The sequence below is a fragment of the Pseudomonas sp. TSRC2-2 genome (assembly GCF_049897785.1).
Lineage (GTDB): Bacteria > Pseudomonadota > Gammaproteobacteria > Pseudomonadales > Pseudomonadaceae > Aquipseudomonas.
On record NZ_JAFCWZ010000004.1, the window covers coordinates 273,796 to 296,684 of the forward strand.

General features: G+C 58.8%; 23 protein-coding genes. 15 read left to right on the forward strand and 8 right to left on the reverse strand.

The window, feature by feature from the left end:
• Positions 1 to 2: 2 nt before the first annotated feature.
• Together xylG and ACP7D9_RS09935 are read left to right on the forward strand one after the other, a co-directional pair.
• Entirely contained in the window at positions 3 to 1,559 is a 1,557-nt protein-coding gene (gene xylG, locus ACP7D9_RS09930; RefSeq protein WP_426157091.1) for a D-xylose ABC transporter ATP-binding protein, read from the forward strand.
• Positions 1,560 to 2,696: a sugar ABC transporter permease gene (locus ACP7D9_RS09935; RefSeq protein WP_101162477.1), complete on the forward strand. Its 1,137-nt coding sequence runs from the start codon at positions 1,560 to 1,562 to the stop codon at positions 2,694 to 2,696.
• Between the two features lie 269 nt (positions 2,697 to 2,965).
• Here the strand turns inward: ACP7D9_RS09935 and ACP7D9_RS09940 are convergent, their stop codons facing one another.
• The gene (locus ACP7D9_RS09940) at positions 2,966 to 3,184 is read right to left on the reverse strand and encodes a hypothetical protein (RefSeq protein ID WP_426157093.1); all 219 of its coding nucleotides are present in this window, start codon (positions 3,182 to 3,184) and stop codon (positions 2,966 to 2,968) included.
• Between the two features lie 442 nt (positions 3,185 to 3,626).
• Between ACP7D9_RS09940 and ACP7D9_RS09945 the strand changes: the two genes are divergently transcribed.
• The 8 genes from ACP7D9_RS09945 to ACP7D9_RS09980 all read left to right on the forward strand — a co-directional run bounded on the left by ACP7D9_RS09945 (position 3,627) and on the right by ACP7D9_RS09980 (position 11,536).
• Complete coding sequence (locus ACP7D9_RS09945) at positions 3,627 to 3,884, forward strand: DUF6555 family protein (protein ID WP_101162480.1); 258 nt, start codon at positions 3,627 to 3,629, stop codon at positions 3,882 to 3,884.
• A gap of 63 nt (positions 3,885 to 3,947) precedes the next feature.
• Positions 3,948 to 4,646 (forward strand): SOS response-associated peptidase family protein, encoded by a 699-nt coding sequence (locus ACP7D9_RS09950; protein ID WP_426157095.1) that lies wholly within the window; start codon positions 3,948 to 3,950, stop codon positions 4,644 to 4,646.
• A 367-nt stretch (positions 4,647 to 5,013) separates the two neighbouring features.
• Positions 5,014 to 6,009, forward strand: coding sequence for a C4-dicarboxylate TRAP substrate-binding protein DctP (gene dctP / locus ACP7D9_RS09955; RefSeq protein ID WP_101162483.1), 996 nt, complete (start codon positions 5,014 to 5,016; stop codon positions 6,007 to 6,009).
• Between the two features lie 63 nt (positions 6,010 to 6,072).
• Positions 6,073 to 6,705 (forward strand): TRAP transporter small permease, encoded by a 633-nt coding sequence (locus tag ACP7D9_RS09960; protein ID WP_101162485.1) that lies wholly within the window; start codon positions 6,073 to 6,075, stop codon positions 6,703 to 6,705.
• A complete protein-coding gene (gene dctM / locus ACP7D9_RS09965) occupies positions 6,702 to 7,985 on the forward strand; it encodes a C4-dicarboxylate TRAP transporter large permease protein DctM (RefSeq protein WP_397478283.1) in 1,284 nt (427 codons plus the stop codon). Before ACP7D9_RS09960 ends, dctM begins: the two co-directional genes overlap by 4 nt.
• Positions 7,986 to 8,064: 79 nt before the next feature.
• Positions 8,065 to 9,015 carry a TAXI family TRAP transporter solute-binding subunit gene (locus ACP7D9_RS09970; protein ID WP_101162488.1) on the forward strand — a complete coding sequence of 317 codons (951 nt, stop codon included), beginning with the start codon at positions 8,065 to 8,067 and terminating at the stop codon, positions 9,013 to 9,015.
• Between the two features lie 71 nt (positions 9,016 to 9,086).
• Positions 9,087 to 11,114: a TRAP transporter permease gene (locus tag ACP7D9_RS09975; protein ID WP_426157099.1), complete on the forward strand. Its 2,028-nt coding sequence runs from the start codon at positions 9,087 to 9,089 to the stop codon at positions 11,112 to 11,114.
• Positions 11,111 to 11,536 carry a DUF1850 domain-containing protein gene (locus ACP7D9_RS09980; RefSeq protein WP_426157101.1) on the forward strand — a complete coding sequence of 142 codons (426 nt, stop codon included), beginning with the start codon at positions 11,111 to 11,113 and terminating at the stop codon, positions 11,534 to 11,536. The genes ACP7D9_RS09975 and ACP7D9_RS09980 overlap by 4 nt, the downstream gene beginning before the upstream one ends.
• A 621-nt stretch (positions 11,537 to 12,157) precedes the next feature.
• Here ACP7D9_RS09980 and ACP7D9_RS09985 read toward each other — a convergent pair.
• The 4 genes from ACP7D9_RS09985 to ACP7D9_RS10000 all read right to left on the reverse strand — a co-directional run bounded on the left by ACP7D9_RS09985 (position 12,158) and on the right by ACP7D9_RS10000 (position 16,174).
• Positions 12,158 to 13,024, reverse strand: a complete 867-nt coding sequence (locus tag ACP7D9_RS09985) for an NADPH-dependent F420 reductase (protein ID WP_371918400.1) — start codon at positions 13,022 to 13,024, stop codon at positions 12,158 to 12,160.
• Positions 12,960 to 13,391: a MarR family winged helix-turn-helix transcriptional regulator gene (locus tag ACP7D9_RS09990; protein ID WP_426157103.1), complete on the reverse strand. Its 432-nt coding sequence runs from the start codon at positions 13,389 to 13,391 to the stop codon at positions 12,960 to 12,962. The genes ACP7D9_RS09985 and ACP7D9_RS09990 overlap by 65 nt, the downstream gene beginning before the upstream one ends.
• Positions 13,392 to 13,594: 203 nt before the next feature.
• Complete coding sequence (dctA, locus tag ACP7D9_RS09995) at positions 13,595 to 14,902, reverse strand: C4-dicarboxylate transporter DctA (RefSeq protein WP_101162501.1); 1,308 nt, start codon at positions 14,900 to 14,902, stop codon at positions 13,595 to 13,597.
• Between the two features lie 102 nt (positions 14,903 to 15,004).
• Positions 15,005 to 16,174 (reverse strand): mandelate racemase/muconate lactonizing enzyme family protein, encoded by a 1,170-nt coding sequence (locus tag ACP7D9_RS10000; RefSeq protein WP_426157105.1) that lies wholly within the window; start codon positions 16,172 to 16,174, stop codon positions 15,005 to 15,007.
• 98 nt (positions 16,175 to 16,272) lie between these two features.
• Between ACP7D9_RS10000 and ACP7D9_RS10005 the strand changes: the two genes are divergently transcribed.
• Positions 16,273 to 17,148: a LysR family transcriptional regulator gene (locus ACP7D9_RS10005; RefSeq protein ID WP_312998590.1), complete on the forward strand. Its 876-nt coding sequence runs from the start codon at positions 16,273 to 16,275 to the stop codon at positions 17,146 to 17,148.
• Positions 17,149 to 17,209: 61 nt separating this feature from the next.
• Here the strand turns inward: ACP7D9_RS10005 and ACP7D9_RS10010 are convergent, their stop codons facing one another.
• Complete coding sequence (locus tag ACP7D9_RS10010; protein ID WP_397478286.1) at positions 17,210 to 18,100, reverse strand: MBL fold metallo-hydrolase; 891 nt, start codon at positions 18,098 to 18,100, stop codon at positions 17,210 to 17,212.
• Positions 18,101 to 18,227: 127 nt separating this feature from the next.
• On the opposite strand from ACP7D9_RS10010, the gene ACP7D9_RS10015 reads away from it, so the two are divergent.
• Positions 18,228 to 19,211 carry a GlxA family transcriptional regulator gene (locus ACP7D9_RS10015; RefSeq protein WP_426157108.1) on the forward strand — a complete coding sequence of 328 codons (984 nt, stop codon included), beginning with the start codon at positions 18,228 to 18,230 and terminating at the stop codon, positions 19,209 to 19,211.
• A gap of 415 nt (positions 19,212 to 19,626) precedes the next feature.
• Positions 19,627 to 20,079: a thiol-disulfide oxidoreductase DCC family protein gene (locus tag ACP7D9_RS10020; protein ID WP_426157109.1), complete on the forward strand. Its 453-nt coding sequence runs from the start codon at positions 19,627 to 19,629 to the stop codon at positions 20,077 to 20,079.
• Here ACP7D9_RS10020 and ACP7D9_RS10025 read toward each other — a convergent pair.
• Positions 20,062 to 20,559 (reverse strand): DUF2269 family protein, encoded by a 498-nt coding sequence (locus tag ACP7D9_RS10025; RefSeq protein ID WP_426157111.1) that lies wholly within the window; start codon positions 20,557 to 20,559, stop codon positions 20,062 to 20,064. The two genes, ACP7D9_RS10020 and ACP7D9_RS10025, sit on opposite strands and share 18 nt — an antisense overlap.
• A 1-nt stretch (position 20,560) precedes the next feature.
• Positions 20,561 to 21,688: a saccharopine dehydrogenase NADP-binding domain-containing protein gene (locus ACP7D9_RS10030; protein WP_426157113.1), complete on the reverse strand. Its 1,128-nt coding sequence runs from the start codon at positions 21,686 to 21,688 to the stop codon at positions 20,561 to 20,563.
• A 170-nt stretch (positions 21,689 to 21,858) separates the two neighbouring features.
• Here ACP7D9_RS10030 and ACP7D9_RS10035 point away from each other — a divergent pair, with 170 nt between their 5' ends.
• Together ACP7D9_RS10035 and ACP7D9_RS10040 are read left to right on the forward strand one after the other, a co-directional pair.
• A complete protein-coding gene (locus tag ACP7D9_RS10035) occupies positions 21,859 to 22,074 on the forward strand; it encodes a PLD nuclease N-terminal domain-containing protein (protein WP_101162514.1) in 216 nt (71 codons plus the stop codon).
• 254 nt (positions 22,075 to 22,328) lie between these two features.
• Positions 22,329 to 22,802, forward strand: coding sequence for a hemerythrin domain-containing protein (locus tag ACP7D9_RS10040; protein ID WP_426157115.1), 474 nt, complete (start codon positions 22,329 to 22,331; stop codon positions 22,800 to 22,802).
• Positions 22,803 to 22,889: the final 87 nt, after the last annotated feature.

The following is a 22,889-nucleotide window of genomic DNA, read 5'->3' on the forward strand; positions in this document are numbered from 1 at the left end:
TTATGTCCGACTATCTGCTGCAAATGAACGGCATCGTCAAGACCTTCGGCGGTGTCAAAGCGCTCAACGGCATCGACATCAAGGTTCGGCCCGGCGAATGCGTGGGTCTGTGTGGCGAGAATGGTGCCGGCAAGTCGACGCTGATGAAGATCCTCTCCGCGGTCTATCCCCATGGCACCTGGGACGGCGAAATCCTCTGGGACGGCCAACCGCTCAGGGCGCAATCAATCAGCGAAACCGAAGCCGCCGGCATCGTCATCATCCATCAGGAACTGACCCTGGTGCCCGATCTGTCGGTGGCCGAAAACATCTTCATGGGCCATGAGCTGACGCTGCCCGGCGGGCGCATGAACTACCCGGCGATGATCCACCGTGCCGAAGCCTTGATGCGTGAATTGAAAGTGCCGGACATGAACGTGTCGCTGCCGGTTTCGCAGTACGGCGGCGGCTACCAGCAATTGGTGGAAATCGCCAAGGCCCTGAACAAACAGGCGCGTCTGCTGATTCTCGATGAGCCCTCCTCGGCCCTGAGCCGCTCGGAAATCGAAGTGCTGCTCGACATCATCCGCGACCTCAAAGCCAAGGGCGTTGCCTGCGTCTACATCTCGCACAAACTCGATGAGGTCGCCGCCGTATGCGACACCATTTCGGTGATCCGTGACGGCAAACACATCGCCACCACCGCCATGACAGACATGGATATTCCACAGATCATCACGCAGATGGTCGGCCGCGAAATGAGCAATCTTTACCCCAGCGAGCCGCATGAGATCGGTGAGGTGATTTTCGAGGCGCGCCACATCACTTGCTACGACGTCGACAACCCCAGGCGCAAACGGGTCGACGACATTTCCTTCAGCCTCAAACGTGGCGAAATTCTCGGGATCGCCGGGCTGGTCGGGGCCGGCCGGACCGAATTGGTGACTGCGCTGTTCGGCGCTTACCCCGGGCGTCACGAAGGCGACGTCTGGCTGGACGGCCAACCGATCGACACGCGCACGCCGCTCAAGGCGATCCGCGCCGGCCTGTGCCTGGTCCCTGAAGATCGCAAGCGCCAGGGCATCATTCCCGACCTCGGCGTCGGCCAGAACATCACCCTCGCCGTGCTCGAGAGTTATTCGAAAATGACCCGCATCGATGCCGAAGCCGAGCTGGGTTGCATCGACCGGGAAATCTCCCGTCTGCATCTGAAGACCGCAAGTCCGTCCCTGCCGATCACCAGCCTGTCGGGCGGTAACCAGCAGAAAGCCGTTCTGGCGAAAATGCTGCTGGCCAAACCGCGCGTGCTGATTCTCGACGAGCCGACCCGAGGCGTGGACGTCGGCGCCAAGTACGAGATCTACAAGTTGATGGGCGCGCTGGCCGCCGAAGGCGTGTCGATCATCATGGTTTCGTCGGAGCTGGCCGAAGTGCTCGGCGTGTCCGACCGCGTATTAGTGATCGGCGAGGGCCAGTTGCGCGGTGACTTCGTCAACCATGAGTTGACCCAGGAACAGGTGCTCGCCGCCGCGCTCAGCCAGCCCGGCAGCCATAACAATAACGATCGGAAAACCGCGTAAATGAATCAGGTCAAACAACTGTTCACCCGCTACAAGATGCTCGCGCTGGTATTTGCCGTGGTGCTGATCTGGCTGTTCTTCAGCTGGCAGACCGAGGGCGGCTTCCTCACCCCGCGTAACCTTTCCAACCTGCTGCGGCAGATGTCGATCACCGGAATCCTGGCCTGCGGCATGGTGCTGGTGATCATCAGTGGCGAGATCGATTTGTCGGTGGGCTCATTGCTCGGCCTGCTCGGTGGTCTGGCGGCAATACTCGACGTGGTTTATCACATTCCGCTGCTGGCGAATCTGAGTCTGGTCGCCCTGTGCGGCCTGATGATCGGTCTCGCCAATGGCTACATGGCAGCGTACTTGCGCATCCCGTCATTTATCGTCGGCCTGGGCGGCATGTTGGCGTTTCGCGGCATTTTGCTGGGGATTACCGGCGGCACCACCATTGCCCCGGTCTCGCCGGAGCTGGTCTACGTCGGCCAGGGTTATCTGCCCCACGCGATCGGCACTGGCCTGGGTATTGTGCTGTTCGTGCTGACGATTTTTCTGACCTGGAAACAACGGCGCAATCGCGCCCTGCATGGCCTGGCGGCGCATTCACTGGTGCGTGATGTTGTTCGCGTGCTGGTGATCGGCGCGGTGCTCGCCGGTTTCGTCCAGACCCTCAACAGCTACGACGGCATTCCGGTGCCGGTGCTGCTGTTGCTGATCCTGCTCGGGGTGTTCAGCTACGTCACCAGCCAGACCGTGTTCGGCCGCCGGGTCTACTCGGTCGGCAGCAACATGGAAGCAACGCGCCTGTCGGGGATCAATGTGCAGGCGGTCAAGCTGTGGATCTTCGGCATCATGGGCGTGATGTGCGCCCTCGCCGGCGTGGTCAACACCGCACGCCTCGCCGCCGGCTCACCGTCCGCCGGGAGCATGGGCGAACTCGACGCCATCGCCGCCTGCTTTATCGGCGGCACCTCCATGCGCGGCGGTTCCGGCACCGTTTACGGCGCCCTCCTCGGCGCGCTGGTGATCACCAGCCTGGACAACGGCATGTCGATGCTCGATGTGGATAGCTACTGGCAGATGATCGTCAAGGGCAGCATTCTGGTGTTGGCGGTCTGGGTGGATGTGAGTACGCGCACGGCGCGGCGTTGACAGCGATGTCGTGGATCTCATTATTGATTTACTGGCCCATCGCATAGGCGTTTTTGTACTGGGTTATTGAGCGGCGGGCGGTTCAAGGGTGAGCGTGGCTTTGCCTGGGTTGGGCAGCAGTAATTGGCGGAGCAATCTTGTGGAAGCCCTTCGTGGTTTTTATTGCTTGGCTGATTGATCGCAGCACCTGAACAGTGATCAATAAAACGACAAATCAAAACTGATGGGCATCGGCATGTCCGGCGCCCCGCTTTACTTGAAAGCCGACATCAGCGCTTCGCCGGGGGCTTGAACTGACGATCAATCACCAGCATCTTCGCGGCGCACAGGGCCAAACGCTCGTCGATCACCCGCTCCTGTTCGGTTTGGAGACAGGTCTCACAAAGCCCCGCATGGCCGGCGCTTGCCTTGTAACGTTCTGCTTGCAGCGAGGTTTTGTACAGCTTATTGCAACTTGTACAAGTTTGATGCAGGTCGTCGTTTTCCATGGCCCCTCTTCCTGTCAAGGCACAATCGGGTCATCAACCATTACATGAGGCGAATTAAACTTGTACAGAAAAAATTTCGATTGCCGCTTCGTTTGCAAGACTTCCTGATTAACAGAACCTTCAGAGTACTTGCACTTGCGTGCCAACTTAGTTGTATCAACTGCGAAATTGCACGGTTCTGCTTAATAAAAGCAGCAATATTCATCATGAAGAAAAATAATATTTAAATGCCACCATCGGCATCTAACTTCATTTGATTTTGTCGTTCCGCTTAGTTTCTTTCCACAAACTAGCTCAGTGAAAAACAAAAGTTCCTTATACCAGAAGCGCGGTCTGTATAACTTATTTTCAACCGATACGAACGCATGTCGAGTTGTTAGAAAAATCTATGAATTTCCTGGCACGAGGGGCATCCCTCTTTCATGAGCAACAGGAGAGCCTCATGAGCCAGACAGATTTGTACATGATCAAGTACCGACTCCACGGTGTGCCCAAATCCTTCATTATCCGCGCCAAATTGATGAACAACGCGGATGCCTGGCAGTGGGCAAGTTGCGACGCCGGGTTGACGCCGATTCCCAAGCCCGGCCGGCCTCCGTTGAAACGGTTCTCGAAACCCATGGCCGAGCGTTTCGGCGTCACCGAGGTGCAATGGCACGAGTCGAAGGCGGTGTGCTGGGACGAGGATCTGGCGATATGAATATCCTGCGCCGCCCGCCTGTCCCAGAGCAGCACAACATCACAAACGCCCGAGGTGCGTGCAGTGCACAAAGCCCTGCCGACCAAGAGATTCGCCATGTGTGAGTACATCGTTCAACACGCCGCAGCACACCAAATGGCTTCTCTTCTGGTCACCGGTGAGACAGCGAACGTAGATGCACCAATCGGGTTGGCAGAAGACGACACTTCAGGCGAAGCACCACCTGAGCGGCGTAATCTGATCAAACCGGGTATGCGGGTCCATGGCATCTGTCGCCGCGACGGGACTCTGGACTGCTTGCCGGTACGCTGGGGGTGGTCACCCAACTGGTCGATGGGCACGCTGCCACCGCTGACTCATCTGCCGCTGCATCTGGTCATGCGTTCGAGGGTGTTTGACCGAGTCAAACACAACGGGCGCATGCTCGTCGCAGTGGAAGGCTGGTATGAGGCCCTCGACACCGGAATGTCGATCCATTCGCGCAACCTTGCCTACACCACAGCGCGCGAACCTCGGCCGATTTTTCTCGCAGCGCTCGCTCAGGTCAGCAAAACCTATAACAGTTGTGATGGCTTGGCACTGATCACCCATGAAGATGCCGAGATGAAACGACAGCGTCTGTTGGCGTTCACTGCTCAGGATGCGCTGGAATGGTTGCGCCCGGATCTTGAGTGGGCGCAGGCACATCTATTGGCCGCGTACAGAGCCGTGCTCGAGCCTCAGCTTGAACATGTGCTGACCTCGCAACGGGGACTGCGGTAGCCCGAATGTCAAAGTGTTCACGGCGTTTTTGCTTGAACTGTTCCCAGCAACCACGACATGGGATGAGCTCATCGGAAATATTGTGAAACATTGAGCGCTGAACCTCGCCTTGATGAGTTAAACCGGATCTCGAAATGCAAGCCGCGTGGCGCAATGTCACGAGGAACGGGCAGCGACTGGACGCATGCCATGTCCTGAAGAGTTCCTGGTTGAAGGCGCGAGACCAACCCTGCGTTGATGTTTTGCGCTTTCTTGCCAGTTTTCCCGGCAAATCAGATATTTCTGCCTAGACTTGAGCATGTCCCGGCATTCGAACGCGTCCCGCGCATAGAGCTGTTACTACAATAAAAAAAGAGGAATAACCCAGATGCTCAGATCTCTGTTCAGCGCACTTGCCTGCGCTTTGGCGGTAAGCAGCATGAACCCGGCCATGGCGGCAGACCCGGTGATCATAAAGTTTTCGCATGTCGTCGCTGACCAGACGCCCAAAGGTCAAGGTGCGTTGCTGTTCAAGAAACTGGTGGAAGAACGCTTGCCAGGCAAGGTCAAGGTCGAGGTCTACCCTAACTCCTCGCTCTTTGGTGACGGCAAGGAAATGGAAGCACTGTTGCTCGGCGATGTGCAGATGATTGCGCCATCGCTGGCCAAATTCGAGCAATACACCAAGACCGTTCAGCTCTTCGACCTGCCCTTTCTGTTTGATGACATCAACGCTGTCGATCGCTTTCAGCTGAGCCCGCAGGGTCAGGGTCTGCTCAAATCCATGGAAAGCAAAAACATCACCGGCCTGGCTTATTGGCACAACGGCATGAAACAACTGTCGGCCAACAAGCCACTGCGTGTACCGGCTGATGCGCGCGGCCTGAAGTTCCGGGTACAGGCCTCGGCGGTACTGGAGGAGCAGTTCAAGGCAGTGCGCGCCAATCCGCGCAAGATGAGTTTTGCCGAGGTGTATCAGGGGCTGCAGACCGGCGTGGTCAACGGTGCAGAAAACCCCTACTCGAACATCTACAGCCAGAAAATGCATGAAGTGCAGAAATACATCACCGAGTCCAACCACGGTGTACTGGACTACATGCTGATCACCAACACCAAATTCTGGAACGGTCTGCCACCGGACGTGCGCAGCGAACTGGACAAGATCGTCGTGGAAGTCACCACTCACGTGAACAAGGAAGCCCAGCAACTGAACGAGGGTGACAAGCAACGCATCCTTGCAGCCAAAACCACGGAAATCATCACGCTCACCCCAGAAGAACGTGCGCAATGGCGCGATGCGATGAAACCGGTGTGGAAGAAGTTCGAAGGCGAAATCGGTCCTGAGCTGATCTCTGCCGCCGAAGCCGCGAACCAGGCGCAATAATCGCACGGCAGGCGCCGCCGGGGCGGAACCTGCCCGTCTTCCACCGACGTGAGATTGCCATCCATGAAAGCGCTTCGGCGAATCTGGGAACACTTCGAGGAAGGCTTCATCGTCTTCCTCTTGGCGGCCATGACCCTCGTCACGTTTGTCTACGTGATCCTCAACAATTTCTACAGTCTGTTTTACTGGCTCGCCGATCATTGGCCGGCCGCCAGTGTTCCGCTGTTCGCCGTTGGCGATCAGATCATGGGCATGGCGCAGGCCATGACCTGGAGCACTGCCCTGACCAAAGCGCTGTTCGGCTGGCTGATTTTTTTCGGCCTGGCTTACGGCGTACGCACCGCCGGGCATATCGGTGTCGACGCACTGGTCAAACTGGCGCGGCGATCGGTGCAGCGCTACATCGGCATTCTGGCCTGCCTGTGCTGTCTGGCCTATGCCGGGCTGCTGGGCGTCGCCAGCTTCGAATGGATTGAAACGTTGATGAACGCCGGTATCGGCGCCGAGGATCTCGGCCATTTCGGCGTCATGCAGTGGCATATCGGACTGATCGTGCCGCTGGGGTTTGCGCTGGTGTTCATCCGCTTCGCTGAAATTCTGCTGCGCATCCTGCTGAATCGCCAAACCGGCCTCGGCTTGGCCGACGAAGCCGCCGACGCGCTGAAACTCGCCGAACACGAGGATGACAAGCCATGACCATTGCCTTCCTCTTCGTAGCCTTGTTCGCCCTGATGTTCATCGGCGTGCCGATTGCCATTTCTCTGGGGCTTGCCGGCTCGATGACGATCATTTTCTTCAGTCCCGATTCGGTCCGCTCGCTGGCGATCAAACTGTTCGAGACCTCGGAACACTACACGCTGCTGGCGATTCCTTTTTTCCTGCTGGCCGGGGCCTTCATGACCACTGGCGGCGTTGCCCGCCGGCTGATCGACTTCGCCAACGCCTGTGTCGGGCATATTCGCGGCGGCCTGGCCATCGCGGCGGTGCTGGCCTGCATGCTGTTCGCCGCCCTCTCCGGTTCGAGTCCCGCAACGGTCGCGGCGGTGGGCTCGATTGCGATCGCCGGCATGGTCCGGTCCGGCTATCCGCAGGCCTTCGGCGCAGGGATCATTTGCAATGCCGGGACGCTGGGCATTCTCATCCCGCCCTCGATTGTGATGGTGGTCTACGCCGCTGCTACAGAAACCTCCGTTGGCAAGTTGTTCATGGCCGGCGTGGTACCTGGCCTGCTGCTGGGCACGGCGTTGATGGTGGCGATCTACATCGTCGCGGTGAAGAAAAACCTCCCCGCCTTGCCGCGTGCGACCCTTCGCGAATTCTTGAGTACGGCGCGCAAGGCAATATGGGGCCTGTTGCTGATGGTGATCATCCTCGGCGGCATCTATTCGGGCATGTTCACCCCGACCGAAGCTGCCGCAGTGGCAGCCGTCTATTCGGCCTTCATCGCTCTGTTCGTCTACAAGGATCTGACCTTTCGCGAGACACCCAAGGTTCTGCTGGACTCGGCCAAGCTGAGCATCATGCTCATGTTCATCATTGCCAACGCCATGCTGTTCGCCCACGTGCTGACCACCGAACAATTACCCCAACAAATCACTGCCTGGGTAATAGAAGCCGGCCTGACGCCCGTGACGTTCCTGCTGATGGTCAACATCGTGCTGTTGATTGCCGGCGCGTTCATGGAACCGTCAGCGATCATCCTCATCCTCGCGCCAATCCTTTTCCCTATCGCGATGAAACTGGGCATCGACCCGATTCACCTCGGCATCATCATGGTGGTCAACCTTGAGATCGGCCTGATTACGCCACCCGTGGGCCTGAACCTGTTCGTGACTTCAGCGGTGACGGGAATGTCCTTGCCCGCCACCGTAAAAGCCGCCATGCCCTGGTTGATGATTCTGCTGCTGTTCCTCGTGCTGATCACCTACGTGCCCTGGATTTCACTGGTGCTGCCGACCTGGCTGGGGATGAACTGAAGTGGCGATCACGTTCAGCCGGGACCGACAGAGTGCAATCACTCTGCTTAAAACCATAACAAGACGGAGAAATGCCCCCATGCGAGTCAAAACACGTTTTGCCCTGCTGGCCGCCGCCACGCTGACCCTTAGCAGTGCTGCGCAGGCCGCGCCCGTGTTCATCAATATTCTCACCGGCGGAACCAGCGGGGTTTACTACCCGATCGGCGTCGGCTTGTCGCAAATCTACAGCGACGGCATTGCCGGTTCGAAGACATCGGTGCAGGCCACCAAAGCGTCGGTAGAAAACCTCAATCTGCTGCAGGCCGGACGCGGCGAGCTGGCCCTGGCCTTGGGCGACTCAGTGGCCGACGCCAAAAACGGCGTGGAAGACGCCGGTTTCAAAGCACCGCTGACCAAATTGCGCGCCTTGGGCGGTGCCTATCCCAATTACATTCAGATCGTCGCCAGCAAAGAGTCGGGGATCAAAACCCTCGCCGATCTCAAGGGCAAGACCATCTCGGTCGGCGCGCCTAAATCCGGGACTGAATTGAATGCGCGGGCGATATTCAAAGCGGCCGGCCTGACCTACGAGGACATGGGCAAGGTGCAATATCTGCCGTTTGCCGAATCGGTGGAATTGATCAAGAACCGGCAACTGGATGCCACCCTGCAGTCGTCTGGATTGGGCATGGCCGCCATTCGTGACCTGTCGTCGGTGATGCCGCTGAACTACGTGGCGATCCCGAGCGAGGTGGTGACAAAGATCGGCAATCCGGCCTACCAGAGCGCAATGATCCCGGCCAACACCTACGACGGACAGGCCGAAGCCGTGCCCACCGTGGCAATCACCAATATTCTGGTGACTCGCGCCGACCTGCCTGATGACGTCGTCTACGACATGACCCGGCTGCTGTTCGACAACCTGACGCGTTTGGGTAACTCCCATTCAGCGGCCAAGGACATCAAACTGGAAGCGGCCGCGAAAAACCTGCCGATCGCGCTGCACCCTGGCGCCGAGCGCTACTACAAGGAAAAAGGCGCCTTATAAGCGCTTATGCGCAGTGGCGTGACAGCCGCTGCAGCGTCGATTCCTTTGCGTGGTCATGAGGAAGGCAGCCAATGAGTGACGAGCATCACGGTATTTCCGCGAACCCGCGAGACTGGCCAAAAAGCCTGTTTTACGTAGCGTTGCTGTTCTCGATTTTCCAGATCGTCACCGCAGCCTTTTCTCCCCTCTCCAGCCAGGTGCTGCGTGCGGTGCACGTCGGCTTCCTGCTGTGGGTAGTCTTCCTCAGTTATCCCGCAGACGGTAAAGACCGACCCTGGCAACCGCTGGCCTGGCTGTTGAGCCTGGCCGGTATCGCCACCGCGCTGTATCAGTGGGTGTTCGAAGCCGACCTGATCCAGCGTTCAGGTGACCTCACGTTGGCCGATCTGATGATCGGGATCGTGTTGATTGCCCTCGTCTTCGAAGCCGCGCGACGGGTCATGGGCATCGCGCTGCCAGTGATCTGCGGGCTGTTTCTGGCATACGGCCTGTTCGGGCAATACCTGCCCGGCGAACTGGCCCATCGCGGCTATGGTTTCGATCAGATCATCAATCAACTGTCATTCGGCACCGAAGGGCTGTACGGCACGCCGACCTATGTGTCGGCAACCTACATCTTCCTGTTCATTCTGTTTGGCGCCTTCCTCGAACAGGCCGGCATGATCAAGCTGTTCACCGACTTCGCCATGGGGTTATTCGGCCACAAACTCGGCGGCCCGGCCAAAGTGGCGGTCGCCTCCTCAGCGTTGATGGGAACGATCACAGGCTCCGGGATTGCCAACGTGGTGACCACCGGGCAATTCACCATTCCGCTGATGAAGCGCTTTGGCTATCGCGCCGCGTTCGCTGGTGGTGTTGAAGCCACCTCCAGCATGGGCAGCCAGATCATGCCTCCGGTGATGGGCGCAGTCGCATTCATCATGGCCGAAACCATCAATGTGCCCTTCGTCGAAATCGCCAAGGCGGCGCTGATACCCGCCCTGCTGTATTTCGGTTCGGTATTCTGGATGGTCCACCTGGAAGCCAAGCGCTCCAACCTCAAGGGCTTGCCCAAAGATCAATGTCCAAGCGCATGGGGCGCGGTAAAGGCTCGCTGGTATTTGCTGATTCCTCTGCTGGTTCTGGTTTATCTGCTGTTTTCCGGGCGCACGCCGTTGTTCTCGGGAATGGTCGGCCTGGCATTGACCGCCATCGTGATTCTCGGCTCGGCGATCATTTTCCGGGTGCACAGCTTTGGCCTGCGCTGTGCGTTCTGGATTGCACTGGGTGTGCTGTGCACAGGTTTTTTCCAGCTCGGTATCGGGGTGATTTTTGCGGTCATCGCGGTACTGGTGCTGGTGTGCTGGTTCATCAAGGGCGGCCGCGAAACATTGCAGATCTGCCTGCATGCGCTGGTCGAGGGCGCGCGCCACGCGGTACCGGTGGGAATCGCCTGCGCGTTGGTCGGCGTCATTATCGGAATCGTTTCGCTCACCGGCGTCGCTTCGACATTTGCTGGCTACATCCTCGCCATTGGCCGCGACAACCTGCTGCTGTCGCTGATCCTGACGATGATCACTTGCCTGGTGCTGGGCATGGGCATCCCGACCATTCCCAACTACATCATCACCAGCTCGATCGCCGCGCCTGCCCTGCTGGAGCTGGGTGTGCCACTGATCGTGTCGCACATGTTCGTGTTCTATTTCGGCATCCTCGCCGACCTGACCCCGCCTGTCGCCCTCGCCTGTTTCGCCGCCGCCCCGATTGCCAAGGAAAGCGGCTTCAAAATCAGTTTATGGGCGGTGCGAATTGCGCTGGCAGGTTTTGTCATCCCGTTCATGGCGGTCTACAACCCGGCGCTGATGCTGCAAGGCGACAACCTGTGGGCGACTGCCTACATGCTGATCAAGACTCTTCTGGCGGTGGGTCTCTGGGGCATGGCGTCTACCGGTTTTCTGCAAATGAAAATGCTGATCTGGGAGCGGGTGCTCAGTCTCGTCGCCGGCGCCCTGCTGATCGTGGCACTGCCGGTGACCGACGAACTCGGCTTCGCACTGGGGATCCTGGTCATCGTGCAACATGTCTGGCGCTCGCGGCGGGCCCGGACGGCGTGTGCATGATCGGCTTGTGCCTGGGTCTGGCCGGCAGCATTTGGGCGCAGTTGCCCGTCGCGCACTTCACCTTGGCATGGAACCACAGCATCGAAAAAATCCGTTGGGAGGAAGACTACAGCGTCACGGCCCAAGGGCTGGTTCTGGAGCAGGCCCGGGTACGCGGAAACGGTGCTGGTATGGAGATACCCGACGACGCACGGCTGGAAAACGGCAGTTGGCACTTCCGGCGCCATTTGCCGCCGCTGCAACCACTGCGATTGGGCCGAACCCCGGAGGCCGGTGATTATCAGCTATGCATTGATGGGAGGTGCGAGTTCATCAGCCGATGGGTTGGCCCAGCCAGAAGCAGCCACCCGTTCCTGCAACTGTGGGCTTGCGAGACGACCGCGCCATTGCTACCGGATGAACCTCCGCCACGTACGCGGTAAAGGCCTGATGACTGCTCTGCCGCTTTCGCGAGCAAGCCCGCTCCCACAGGTTTTCGGCATGGCTGTGGATTGGTGGCGTGCCAGGACCGGCTGGTTTTGGAGATTGCCAAGGCTCTGAGGAGTGTCAGCTATCGACTGTGGGAGCGGGCTTGCTCGCGAAAGCGTCTTGCCAGTCGCCATCGATGTTGACTGCTCTGCCGCTTTCGCGAGCAAGCCCGCTCCCACAGGTTTTCGGCATGGCTGTGGATTGGTGGCGTGCCAGGACCGGCTGGTTTGGAGGTTGCCAAGGCTCTGAGGAGTGTCAGCTATCGACTGTGGGAGCGGGCTTGCTCGCGAAGGCGTCTTGCCAGTCGCCATCGATGTTGACTGTTCTGCCGCTTTCGCGAGCAAGCCCGCTTCCACAGGTTTTCGGCATGGCTGTGGATTGGTGGCGTGCCAGGACCGGCTGGTTTGGAGGTTGCCAAGGCTCTGAGGAGTGTCAGCTATCGACTGTGGGAGCTGGCTTGCTCGCGAAGGCGTCTTGCCAGTCGCCATCGATGTTGACTGCTCTGCCGCCTTCGCGAGCAAGCCCGCTCCCACAGGTTTTTCGGCACTTTAAAACTGAAGGCGTCGGCTGGCCAATCAGGCCGTCATCTCCCGATTGATTGCAACCATTTGCTCGCGGGTGAACTCGCTGTCCGGCGCCATGAATCGGACCATCAAGGCGTCGCGGTTCAGCGGTGCGCGGGCCTTGTCCGCCGCTTCGAGGGCGAGCTTCAACGCCGGCAAGGTCAACTCGGTGCAGTAAGCCGGCGTGCCCGGTTGTTGACGCCATGAGTCCTGAAGACCACCTGCCGCGAGCGCAGTAAAGCCGGTTTCTTCAACCAGATCCTGAGCGATTGCCTCAGCCCTCGGATCATCACCGGCGACGGGCAGAGCGATACGATTCGCGGATTCAGCAGGTTGGCCTTGATCGGCCAGCGTAGCGGCAAGCACAGCATTCCACGCCTTGATCAGGGGACGGCCGATCTGCTCGCTGACCCAGACGCTTTCGGGTTTGCCCTCGTCCACTTCCCTGATTGCCCCGTCACGCTGCGGGTAGTAATTGGAGGTATCGATGACCACGACCTGCTCGGGAACCTGGCTCAGCGTCTGCTTCAGATCAGGGTATCGGGCGAAAGGGATCGACAGGATGATCACGTCGACGTCGGCCACGGCCTGCTCTTTGGTTACCGCCTTGGCACCGACTTCGTCAGCGAGCGTCTGAATGCTTTGCGGGTCTTTCGAATTGGCCAGTTTGATCTGATGGCCGCACGCCGCCAGCTTGCGCGCCAGCGTCGCACCGATGTGGCCGGCGCCGATGATTCCGATGTTCATTTCAATACCCTCTCTTGGTACGTGTGTTATCGCCCGGTTGAGCGCGCTTCTGGATTGAGTTGTGAACTCAGTCTGCGGCCGGATGGCCAAGCGCATCGAGCGTGAGACGAAGCGCCTCAATCCCCTGTTCATCGAGTTGACAGGCAGATTTGATTTTGCCGGTGATGGCTCTGATGTCGTTTTCCATGGCCCGGCTTTCGGACGTCAGGTCAATCAGCACACGACGCTCGTCTGCCGGATCGCGCTTGCGCGTGACCAGCCCGGCGCTCTCCAGACGTTTGAGCAGCGGCGTGATGGTTCCTGCGTCCATTGCCAGGTAAGCGCCGAGTTCGCCCACTGACAGTGGCGCACCATCCAGAAGCTGAAGGATCACCAGGTATTGCGGAAAGGTTAAGCCCAGCGGTTCCAGATACGGCTTGTGCAAACGCACGACCCGGTTGGCCGCGGCGTAGAGTGAAAACGACAGCTGCGTTCCCACCTGATTTCGGTTCGGACTCATTTCATAGTTCGCTATTGTATAGTGCACTATATATTTCATGAGAATGTTAGAAGTGTCAACCGAGAAAGGTCGCGCAGTGCTGATCAGCACCTCTGTCGGCGATCCAGATCGTCAACAGAGGGTTGATCGCTTGCGGTATCTGTGAACTTCAGTGCCGATCCATGCCCGTGAGAGATGCAGGAAAGTCCGCTACGCTGCGCCGATTACTTGTGCGCCAGCAGCGCCTTGCGTGCAGCCTTTTCGTGTTTCATGGCAGCGATTTCCCGCTCGCACGCTTCGGCATCGAAGGAATTGTCCCACTTGGCAATGGCAATGGTGCCGATGCCGTTGCCGATCAGGTTGGTTACCGCTCGGGCCTCGTTGAGGAAACGGTCGATGCCCAACAGCAACACCAGGCCCACCAGAGGTATCGAATGAATGGTGGTGAGCGTGGCCGCCAGGGTCACAAATCCTGCCCCCGCCACACCGGCCGAGCCCTTGGAGGTCAGCAGGAACACGCCGAGCAGAATCATCTGATCCATGAAGGTCAGCGGCGTGTTGGTTGCCTGGGCAATGAAAATCGCCGCCATGGTCAGGTAGATGCAGGTGCCATCTGCGTTGAAGGTGTAGCCCGTCGGCAGGACCATGCCGACCACGGATTTTTTGCAGCCGAGCTTTTCCAGTTTGACCATCATTCGCGGCAGCACCGCTTCGGTCGAACAGGTGCCCAGCGTGATCAGAATTTCATCCTTGAAATAGCGCAGAAACTGCATCAGCGGCATGCCTGACCATCGTGCCACCGCACCCAGGACCACCACGATGAAAATCAACGTCGTGATGTACAGGGCGACCAGCAACTGCCCAAGCGACAGCAAAGTGCCGATGCCGTATTTGCCAATGGTGAACGCCATGCCCGCTCCCGCACCCAGCGGCGCCAGGCGCATGACCATCGCGACAATTTTGAACAGGCCCTGCAGGAACAGATCGATGGTGTTGATCAGCGGCTTGCTGGTTTCGCCCATCTGCACGAGGGCAACCCCCATCAACACCGACAGCAGAATCACCTGCAGCATGACGCCGTTGGAGAAGGCGCCGAGAAAGGTATGCGGAATGATATTGAGGAAGAAATCGACAGTACCGCCCTGCTCGCTCGCGGCCTGGCTGTATTTGTTGATCGCGCTGCTGTCGAGCGTTCCGACGTTGATGTTCATGCCAACGCCAGGCTTGACGATGTTGACTACGATCAGGCCGACCACCAGAGCAATGGTGGAAAGGATCTCAAAGTAGATCAGCGCTTTCACACCGATGCGCCCGACCTCCTTGATGCTGCCCATCTTGGCGATACCGACCACTACCGTGCCGAAAATGATCGGCGCCAGAAGCATCTTGATCAGCTTGATGAAACCATCGGCAAACGGCTGCAGCTTGGCACCGATGTCCGGTACGAAATAACCGATCGCAGCACCGATGACGATACCGATCAGCACCTGCACATAGAGCTGGCTGTACCAGCGCGATTTTGAAGTTTCCACGAAAGCACCTCATTTTATTGTTGTGGTGGGCATGTGGTGTGGGCGTCGACGATGACGCCTGAGGGTGCGGCCTCGGCAACCGAGACCGCCGATAAAACTGAATCAGCCCTCGCCCAGTTCACGCATGACGGCATACAGCGCAGATTTGGCTTCGAAGCCGACACCCGGGATATCCGGCAGACCGACGTAGCCGTTTTCGACGCGGATGCCATCGGCAAAACCTCCGAACGGCTGGAACACATCCGGGTAGGATTCATTGCCGCCCAAATGCAGACCGGCGGCGATGTTCAGCGACATCTGGTGACCACCATGCGGCACCACGCGGCGCGAAGACCAACCCAGCTCTTCCATCACCTTGAGGGTGCGCATGTACTCGACGAGACCGTAGGACAGTGCGCAGTCAAATTGCAGATAATCACGGTCAGGGCGCATGCCGCCGTGGCGCAACAGGTTGCGGGCGTCCTGGTGAGAGAAGAGGTTTTCACCGGTGGCCATCGGCAGTTCGTAATGATTGGCCAGTTCGGCCTGCAGCGCGTAATCCAGCGGATCGCCGACTTCTTCGTACCAGAACAGGTTGTATTTCTTGATCGCTTCGGCATACGCGATACCGGTCTTCAGATCAAAACGGCCGTTGGCGTCGACCGCCAGGCGCTGGCCGTCGCCCACCACTTCCAGCACCGCTTCAATGCGGCGAATATCTTCGTCCAGCGGCACCGCGCCGATCTTCATTTTGACCACGTCATAGCCACGGTTCAGATAGCTCTGCATTTCGGCCTTGAGCTTGGTCTGGTCCTTGCCCGGGTAGTAATAACCACCCGCCGCGTACACCCAGACTTTGTCATCGGCGACGCCGTTGCGATAACGATCGGCGAGCAGCCGATACAAAGGCTTGCCTTCGATCTTGGCCACCGCGTCCCACACCGCCATATCGATGGTGCCGACCGCTACCGAACGCTCGCCATGCCCGCCCGGTTTTTCGTTGGTCATCAAGGTTTTCCAGATGGCGAACGGATCGAGGTTATTGTTTTCGTGATCGATCAGGGTTTGCGGGTCGGCTTCAGTGATCCGTGCCAGAAAACGATCGCGCATCAACGCGCCCTGGCCGTAGCGACCATTGGAGTTGAAGCCGTAACCGATGACCGGTTTGCCGTCGCGAATCACGTCGGTAATGACCGCGACGACCGAGCAGGTCATCTTCGAAAAATCGATGTAGGCATTGGCGATCGGGGAAGCGATGGAGACGGTTTTTTCACGGATATCGACGATACGCATGACGGGTTCCTCTTGTTGTGGTGACCCAACGTTATGCTTTGCGACGACACCCGCCCAATGCTATTAATGCCGCGCCCTATGCACAGGAGGCATTGCCCTTGGAACTGGTTTGGCTTGAGGATTTTTCAGCGCTGGCCGAATACGGCAGCTTCGTCCGGGCCGCTGAAGCGCGCCACGTGACGCAGCCGGCGTTCAGTCGCCGAGTGCGCTCGCTGGAGAACTGGATGGGTGTCGAATTGTTCGTGCGCACCCCGCAAGGCGCGACGTTGACCGAGGCCGGCAGGCAAATTTTGCCCAGTGCCCAGGAAGCAGCCAGACGCCTGTACCGCATGCGCTCCGAGGCGCAGGAAGTGGCTGGCATGGCTGCGAAAACCTTGCAGTTTGCCGCCACTCATTCGCTGTCATTCACCTTCTTCCCACGCTGGTTGCGCAGCGCCGAAAATGGCGCGCCAATCGATGCGGTTCGCCTGCATTCCGACAGCATGGCCGTGTGCGAGCAGATGCTGATTCATGGTCAGGTGCAATTTCTGTTGTGCCATCGCCACCCCGACGTTCCGCCATTACTGGCGCCTGATCAGTTCATTGGCAAGAAGGTCGGCGAAGATGTGCTCGTGCCGCTGGCGAGTGCTTCGGCGCAATTTGGCACTTCGCCCGAAACCCTGCCCTATCTGGCCTATACCCACGAATCCGGTCTGGGCCGAATCGTCTCCCACAGGCTGCATGGCAAAGCAGATTACCTGCATTTGAAACCGCTGTTCAGCAGCCATCTGGCAGCAGTGCTGATGTCGATGGCGCTGGAAAGCAAAGGCGTCGCCTGGCTGCCAAAAAGCCTGACCGAACAGGAAATGGCCGACGGGCGTCTGGTCAGGGCCCTGGATGAAAGCTGGGACATTGCGCTGGAAATTCATCTGACTCGCCCGACGGCACCAATCAGCCCTTCGGCGGAGGAATTCTGGGCGAAGCTGGGGGAGTAATGCGCCACCAAACCCGGGAGCCCGGGCGTGTCAACGGTACGCCCGGGCAGGTCTGAATCCATCAGAATTGCAGCGATGCACCGTCTGCCGGGATGTCCACGCGGCTCTCGATGCCGTGCTTTTGCACATAGCTGCGCAATTCTTCACGAGTCAGCGACATGTGGTTGATCGCATCCATGTGCACGGCAACGATCTTCGCGTCTTTGGCCGCCTGCGCAGCTCGCAGAACATCTTCCTCACCCATGATGATCGAGCCTTCGTAACCGCTCATTTTCGCTTTGCCGGCGTTGAGCACGATGACTTCAGGCTGGAATTTCTCGATGGCCTGATCGACTTCCTTGCGCCAGATGGTATCGCCGGCCAGATAGAGCGTTTTGTAGCCAGGCGCCTGGAACACCACGCCCATGGCTTCGCCCAGCGGTTTGGCGAGGGCCGGCACGGCATACATTTCGTCAGTGCCGTGCTGACCACCGGTTTTGCTGATTTTCACGCCGCCGAACTCGGCTTCATTCTTCAGCACGCGCACATTTTTGAAGCCTTGCGAGCGGATCAACTGCGCATCTTCTTCATGCTGGGCGAACAGAGGGATGTCTTTTGGCAGTGCTTTTTGTGCCGCGTCATCCCAGTGGTCCAGATGCGTATGGGTAACGATCACGGCATCGACGCCGGCAATCACTTGCTCAGGGGACTCGGTCAAATCCACCAGCGGATTACGCAGGTTGCTGCGGTAAGTATTTTCGAACCCAGGGTATGCGCCTTTTTTCGCCAGCATCGGATCGATCAGAAAGGTCGTGTCGCCGTAGGTGATTTTCACCGTAGCGTTACGCACCTGCTGCAGATCCAGCTTGTGTGCAGATTCAGGGTTTGAGCGGGTTTCTGTCTCCGCGAAGGCTGGAACAGTCGCAGCGGCGCAAGCCATGCTCAGGGCAAATGGTAGAGTCTTGAGTGTCATGTGAATCATCCTGTTCGTTGGTGAATGCGTCCATTTTGGCTGAGGCCCGACGCAGCCAACAGTGGCCTGAATGACATATATCGTTATAATCGGGCCATCCCGACACCGTGAAACCGAGATCTGTCTTATGTCCCCCATCCATGTCGCCGTTCTGGCATTTGACGGCGTCAGCCTGTTCCACCTGTCCGTGCCGGGCATCGTTCTGGCGACGGCGAATCTGGCGTCCACTGAGCCGCGTTACCAAATCAGTTATTGCGCAGAAGAACCTGGCATGGTCAGCAGTGACCAAGGAATCGGCCTGGCGATAAACCATGGCCTGGAACTGATGGCGGCATCCGACGTCATCATCATTCCGGCATGGGGCGATCAATCGATCACCGCGTCGGCAGGGCTTGTACAAGCGCTGCAACAAGCCCACGCCGCAGGGAAACTGATCGTCGGGTTATGCCTGGGCGCCTTTGTGCTGGCAGATGCCGGACTGCTTGATGGCAAACAGGCAACGACGCACTGGGCGGCGCGCGACGAGTTTGCGCGGCGCTTTCCCAAGGTTCGCTTTCGTCCCGAGGTGCTGTATGTCACCGACGATAATCTGATGACCTCGGCAGGCACCGTAGCGGCTATCGACTGCTGCCTGCATCTGGTGCGCCAGCGCTTCGGTGCTGACGTGGCCAATCACACGGCGAAAATGCTGGTCACCCCACCGCACCGGCAAGGAGGCCAGGCGCAATACGTCGAGCACCCGGTGCCGCAACTGTCGAGCGAAACGCATCTGGCTGCGGTTCTGGCTTGGGCGCGCATGCATCTGGGTGAACATCTGTCGCTGGATCTGTTGGCAGAGAAAGCCCGGATGAGTCGCCGCACGTTTACCCGGCGATTCAAGGAAACGACCGGTACTACGGTTGCTAAATGGCTCAACGCTGAACGCGTGGTCAGAGCACAGGCATTGTTGGAAACCACGGATTTATCGGTCGAGTGCATCGCCGGGGAAGCCGGGTTTGGCACGCCGCTGTCGTTACGGCAGCAGTTCGCAGCGCACTTGGGGACGTCGCCGTCGGACTATCGGAAGATGTTTTGTCGAGGAGTGAGGCGCGAGGGGGGTGAACAGACGTGACGCGCCTTTAGCCGGGTTGTCTTGTTCGGGTTCGACTTTGTTGCAGCGGCGCAACTGTCCATCGCCCCAGCCCTCATCCGAGGCAGTGGGCTGGGCTGGGCTGAGCTGAGGGACTTTTGACATCTGACTCTATTCACGCCACCTTGAGCCCCGTCCACGGCTCCGACAACACCCAGAGTCGCTCAGCCAACTCAGCATTCGCCGCCCATTTGGCAATGCCTTTGCGGCCCGATTCAGGCTCAATGTCGCGACCATCGCAGCTTCTCTGGGCTATCTGTCCGACGCGGCTTTTGGCGCTGCGTTCCGCCGCGTGCATGGAATCTCGCCGGGGCAATACCGCCGCGATCCGCGGCTATGGAACAAGCGCCTGTTGATCGGGGTTATCATCGCGACAACCGCCGCCAGGAACATGCCGATGCCAGCCATGAAAACCCGCCCTGACCCCCCGCCACTGCTCAAGCCCGGCGAAACCGTGGTGCTGTTCGACGGCGTGTGCAAGCTGTGCAACGGCTGGGCGCGCTTTTTGATTCGCCATGATCGCCAGCGCCGTGTGCGGCTGGCAGCGGTGCAATCGCCCGAGGGCCAGGCCTTGCTGGCATGGGCCGGTCTGCCGCTGGATGAGTTCGACACCATGGCGGTGATCCGCGACCAGCATTACTGGGAGCGCTCGGATGCATTCCTGCAAGTGGTCGGGCAACTGCCGGGGCGCTGGCAGCCGCTGAAACTGCTGCGGATTTTCCCGCTCCGCCTACGCGACTGGGCTTACGATCGCATTGCGCTGAATCGCTATCGACTGTTTGGCAAGTACGACACTTGCCTGCTGCCTACGGCGGATCATGAAAGCCGTTTCCTAAACGCCCATCGCTGACCCGATCAGTTGCAGGGGAGTCATCTTCGTCACCATCATCAGCACGATGACAAACATCCCGGCGAACCCGGCGATGCCCATCCAGAGCCACCATCGGTAAGTACTGGCGTAGCGATCATTCAGAGGCTGGGCACTCTCAACCGCACTCAGCGCCATGTTCTGCAAACGCTTTTGCAGGACCAATACCGGCAACCACAGCGCGCCTGCACAGAAAAAAACGATCAGCGAGGTCAGCAGCCACTCGGTGCTCATCGACAGCCCGGACAGCCGCATCAGCAGATACCCGGTGATGACCTGCACAAACCCGGCCGGCGTGGTGATCCACGTATCGAAACGCACCACCATCCGCGCGACATGGGCGACCACTTGCGGGTTGCCGGTGCGGCTGGCGGCGATCAGGTACAGGTAGGAGCCCATGCCGAAACCGAACAGGAAAACCGCTGCGATCACATGCAAATACTTCAGACAGAGATAGAGCATCTCAACGCTGCCCATCGGCGAACTGGACCGACAGGCTCAAGTTACCCGGATCGTTGATCGCCGCCAGATATTCCTCAACGCTGATTTCGCCCACACATGGTCGCGCGCCGGCCTGCGGTACGTAGCCGTGGGCCATTTTGGTTGCGAGGGCGACGGCGGCGCAGCTGGGGATTTCCGGGCCCTTGTCATTCAACGCGGTGAGTTGCGCGGTCATGCTCAGCGGCTGGCCGTCGACACCGATGCCGCAAACATCGATGTACATCGCGCTTTTGCCATCCCCGAAACGCTCGAACCGCGTACCCAGTCGATGCAGGCGCGCCGCCCAGCGCACATGATCGCGCACCAGACCCACGCGCAAGGCTTGCGCCAGCAAAGCATTGGCAACACCGCCGAGTTTCAGACCGGCGCCAGCCTTGAAGCGCAGCGTCTGCGCGCCATAGCGGCGCGCGAAAATATCCATGTCCGGCACATCGACATTGGCCAGCACCCGCGTGCCCAGTTGCGGCATCCTGCGCAAGGTCAGGTCGAGCCAGCCCAATACTTCGTGAACCTGGCCATTCTTTAATTGCCTGATCGGTTTGCCGGCGTAGGCCAGCACGCCTTCGACCGTTGACAGCCCCGGCATCTTCGCCGAGGAAGAAATGCCATGTTCGATCGAATCGATTCGGGCGAAGCGCTCGCGCTGCTGATCAATGATGGCCGAAGACAAGGTCGGCACTGAACTGCAACCACTGAGCACGGCCACACCGGCCTGTCTGGCGCGGGCATCAAGCACATCAATGCCGTTGACGAAGGTGCGGCAGTCAGCCAGATCGCAGTAATTGACCCCTGCACCGATGCAGCTTTCAGCGACTGCGCAGGATTGCCCCTGAAACGGCCCACCGGTGTGCACCACCAACTGAACATTCAACTCGCGCAACGCCGCTTGAAAATCCGCGCCCATTGCATCGCCGCACCAGCCTTGGCACGTACGGCCCGATTGCACTTGCAGCTCGTCGACCTTGCGCTGCAACTTGCGCGCATCACGGCCCGACAGCAGCAGATCAATTTCTGGCATTTGTGCCAGATGCCGGCAAACGATGCTGCCGAAATTGCCGTAACCACCGACGACCATCACCCTGAATGCCATTGCCTGTCCCTGTTCCTGCCCAAACGTGTGGCGCAGAGGATATAGGCCGCAGCGGCGATCAGACATCTATTTTGCAATCGGGTATCGCCGCGTCCTCGCGTCCCGGGCAAAAAGAATGAACCCAACGCCCCGCTTGTCGCCTAACGCACAGACCATCAGGAGGTAAGCCTATGCAAATCGAAACCGTGTGGATCGTATTGGCGGTCATTCTCGTGCTGATCGAGCTCTGGGCCATCAACCGGGTGCGTAAAAGCGAGGGGAAATCCAGTAATAAAGGTGTGTGGATCGTGCTGATCGTGTTCGTGCCGCTGTTCGGCCTGATCGCCTGGGCGTTGGCGGGGCCCAAGCATATCGGTCGCGGTTCCCCTTCCCAGGCGAATCGGTAAACGCTGTCGCAGGGGCGACTCAAGTATCACCCACAGCCCGGCTTTTGCCGGGCTTGTTATATGCAATGTCGCGCCAGCTGAGATCTTGCAGCCTGCACGAAGGCGTTATGCCTTCTTGCGCGCCAGCCCTTGATGTACGTGGGTTGCGCTTGCTCGTCGAGTTGGCATGAGTCATGCGATAGCCTCTTCCGAATACACAGCAGCGCGAAAAAAAACGCTGTGTTCAATCCGTGAAAAGCAGAGGCCCTAAAAAAATGAATGCCATCGACCTTCTCAAAGCCGACCATGAAAAAGTAAAAGCGATCCTCAGCCAACTGAGTGAATCCACCGAGCGCGCGCTGAAAAAACGCGTGGAGTTGCTGGGCAAACTGGAGATGGAAATCACCCTCCACACCCGCCTCGAAGAAGAGATCCTTTACCCTGCTTTCAAGGAAGCCGGCAGCAAGGAAGAAGAGATCATGTACCACGAAGCCAAGGAAGAGCACCGCACCGTGGATTCGCTGGTACTGCCTGATCTGAAAGAGACCGATCCGGGCACGCCGGAATTTGCCGGTCGGGTCAAAGTGGTCAAGGAGTTGCTCGAGCACCACATCGAAGAGGAAGAAGAGGAAATGTTCCCGAAAGCCCAAAAGCTTTTGGGCAAGGCCAAGCTCGAGGAACTGGGCGCACAGATGGAAGCCATGAAGGCGAGCCATAAAAAGGAAATGGCGGCCAATATCGCTGCGTAAAGTATTGAATACACCGAGGCCCGGCAGCGATGCCGGGCCTTTTTGTGCGCCGACATCGATTTCTGTGTTGACGCAAAGGCGAGCACG

Coding starts and splice junctions, on each gene's coding strand:
- xylG (WP_426157091.1), top strand. CDS start 3: ATGTCCGACTATCTGCTGCAAATGAACGGCATCGTCAAGACCTTCGGC.
- ACP7D9_RS09935 (WP_101162477.1), top strand. CDS start 1,560: ATGAATCAGGTCAAACAACTGTTCACCCGCTACAAGATGCTCGCGCTG.
- ACP7D9_RS09940 (WP_426157093.1), bottom strand. CDS start 3,184: ATGGAAAACGACGACCTGCATCAAACTTGTACAAGTTGCAATAAGCTG.
- ACP7D9_RS09945 (WP_101162480.1), top strand. CDS start 3,627: ATGAGCCAGACAGATTTGTACATGATCAAGTACCGACTCCACGGTGTG.
- dctP (WP_101162483.1), top strand. CDS start 5,014: ATGCTCAGATCTCTGTTCAGCGCACTTGCCTGCGCTTTGGCGGTAAGC.
- ACP7D9_RS09960 (WP_101162485.1), top strand. CDS start 6,073: ATGAAAGCGCTTCGGCGAATCTGGGAACACTTCGAGGAAGGCTTCATC.
- dctM (WP_397478283.1), top strand. CDS start 6,702: ATGACCATTGCCTTCCTCTTCGTAGCCTTGTTCGCCCTGATGTTCATC.
- ACP7D9_RS09970 (WP_101162488.1), top strand. CDS start 8,065: ATGCGAGTCAAAACACGTTTTGCCCTGCTGGCCGCCGCCACGCTGACC.
- ACP7D9_RS09975 (WP_426157099.1), top strand. CDS start 9,087: ATGAGTGACGAGCATCACGGTATTTCCGCGAACCCGCGAGACTGGCCA.
- ACP7D9_RS09980 (WP_426157101.1), top strand. CDS start 11,111: ATGATCGGCTTGTGCCTGGGTCTGGCCGGCAGCATTTGGGCGCAGTTG.
- ACP7D9_RS09985 (WP_371918400.1), bottom strand. CDS start 13,024: ATGAACAGGGGATTGAGGCGCTTCGTCTCACGCTCGATGCGCTTGGCC.
- ACP7D9_RS09990 (WP_426157103.1), bottom strand. CDS start 13,391: ATGAGTCCGAACCGAAATCAGGTGGGAACGCAGCTGTCGTTTTCACTC.
- ACP7D9_RS10000 (WP_426157105.1), bottom strand. CDS start 16,174: ATGCGTATCGTCGATATCCGTGAAAAAACCGTCTCCATCGCTTCCCCG.
- ACP7D9_RS10010 (WP_397478286.1), bottom strand. CDS start 18,100: ATGACACTCAAGACTCTACCATTTGCCCTGAGCATGGCTTGCGCCGCT.
- ACP7D9_RS10015 (WP_426157108.1), top strand. CDS start 18,228: ATGTCCCCCATCCATGTCGCCGTTCTGGCATTTGACGGCGTCAGCCTG.
- ACP7D9_RS10020 (WP_426157109.1), top strand. CDS start 19,627: ATGCCAGCCATGAAAACCCGCCCTGACCCCCCGCCACTGCTCAAGCCC.
- ACP7D9_RS10025 (WP_426157111.1), bottom strand. CDS start 20,559: ATGCTCTATCTCTGTCTGAAGTATTTGCATGTGATCGCAGCGGTTTTC.
- ACP7D9_RS10030 (WP_426157113.1), bottom strand. CDS start 21,688: ATGGCATTCAGGGTGATGGTCGTCGGTGGTTACGGCAATTTCGGCAGC.
- ACP7D9_RS10035 (WP_101162514.1), top strand. CDS start 21,859: ATGCAAATCGAAACCGTGTGGATCGTATTGGCGGTCATTCTCGTGCTG.
- ACP7D9_RS10040 (WP_426157115.1), top strand. CDS start 22,329: ATGAATGCCATCGACCTTCTCAAAGCCGACCATGAAAAAGTAAAAGCG.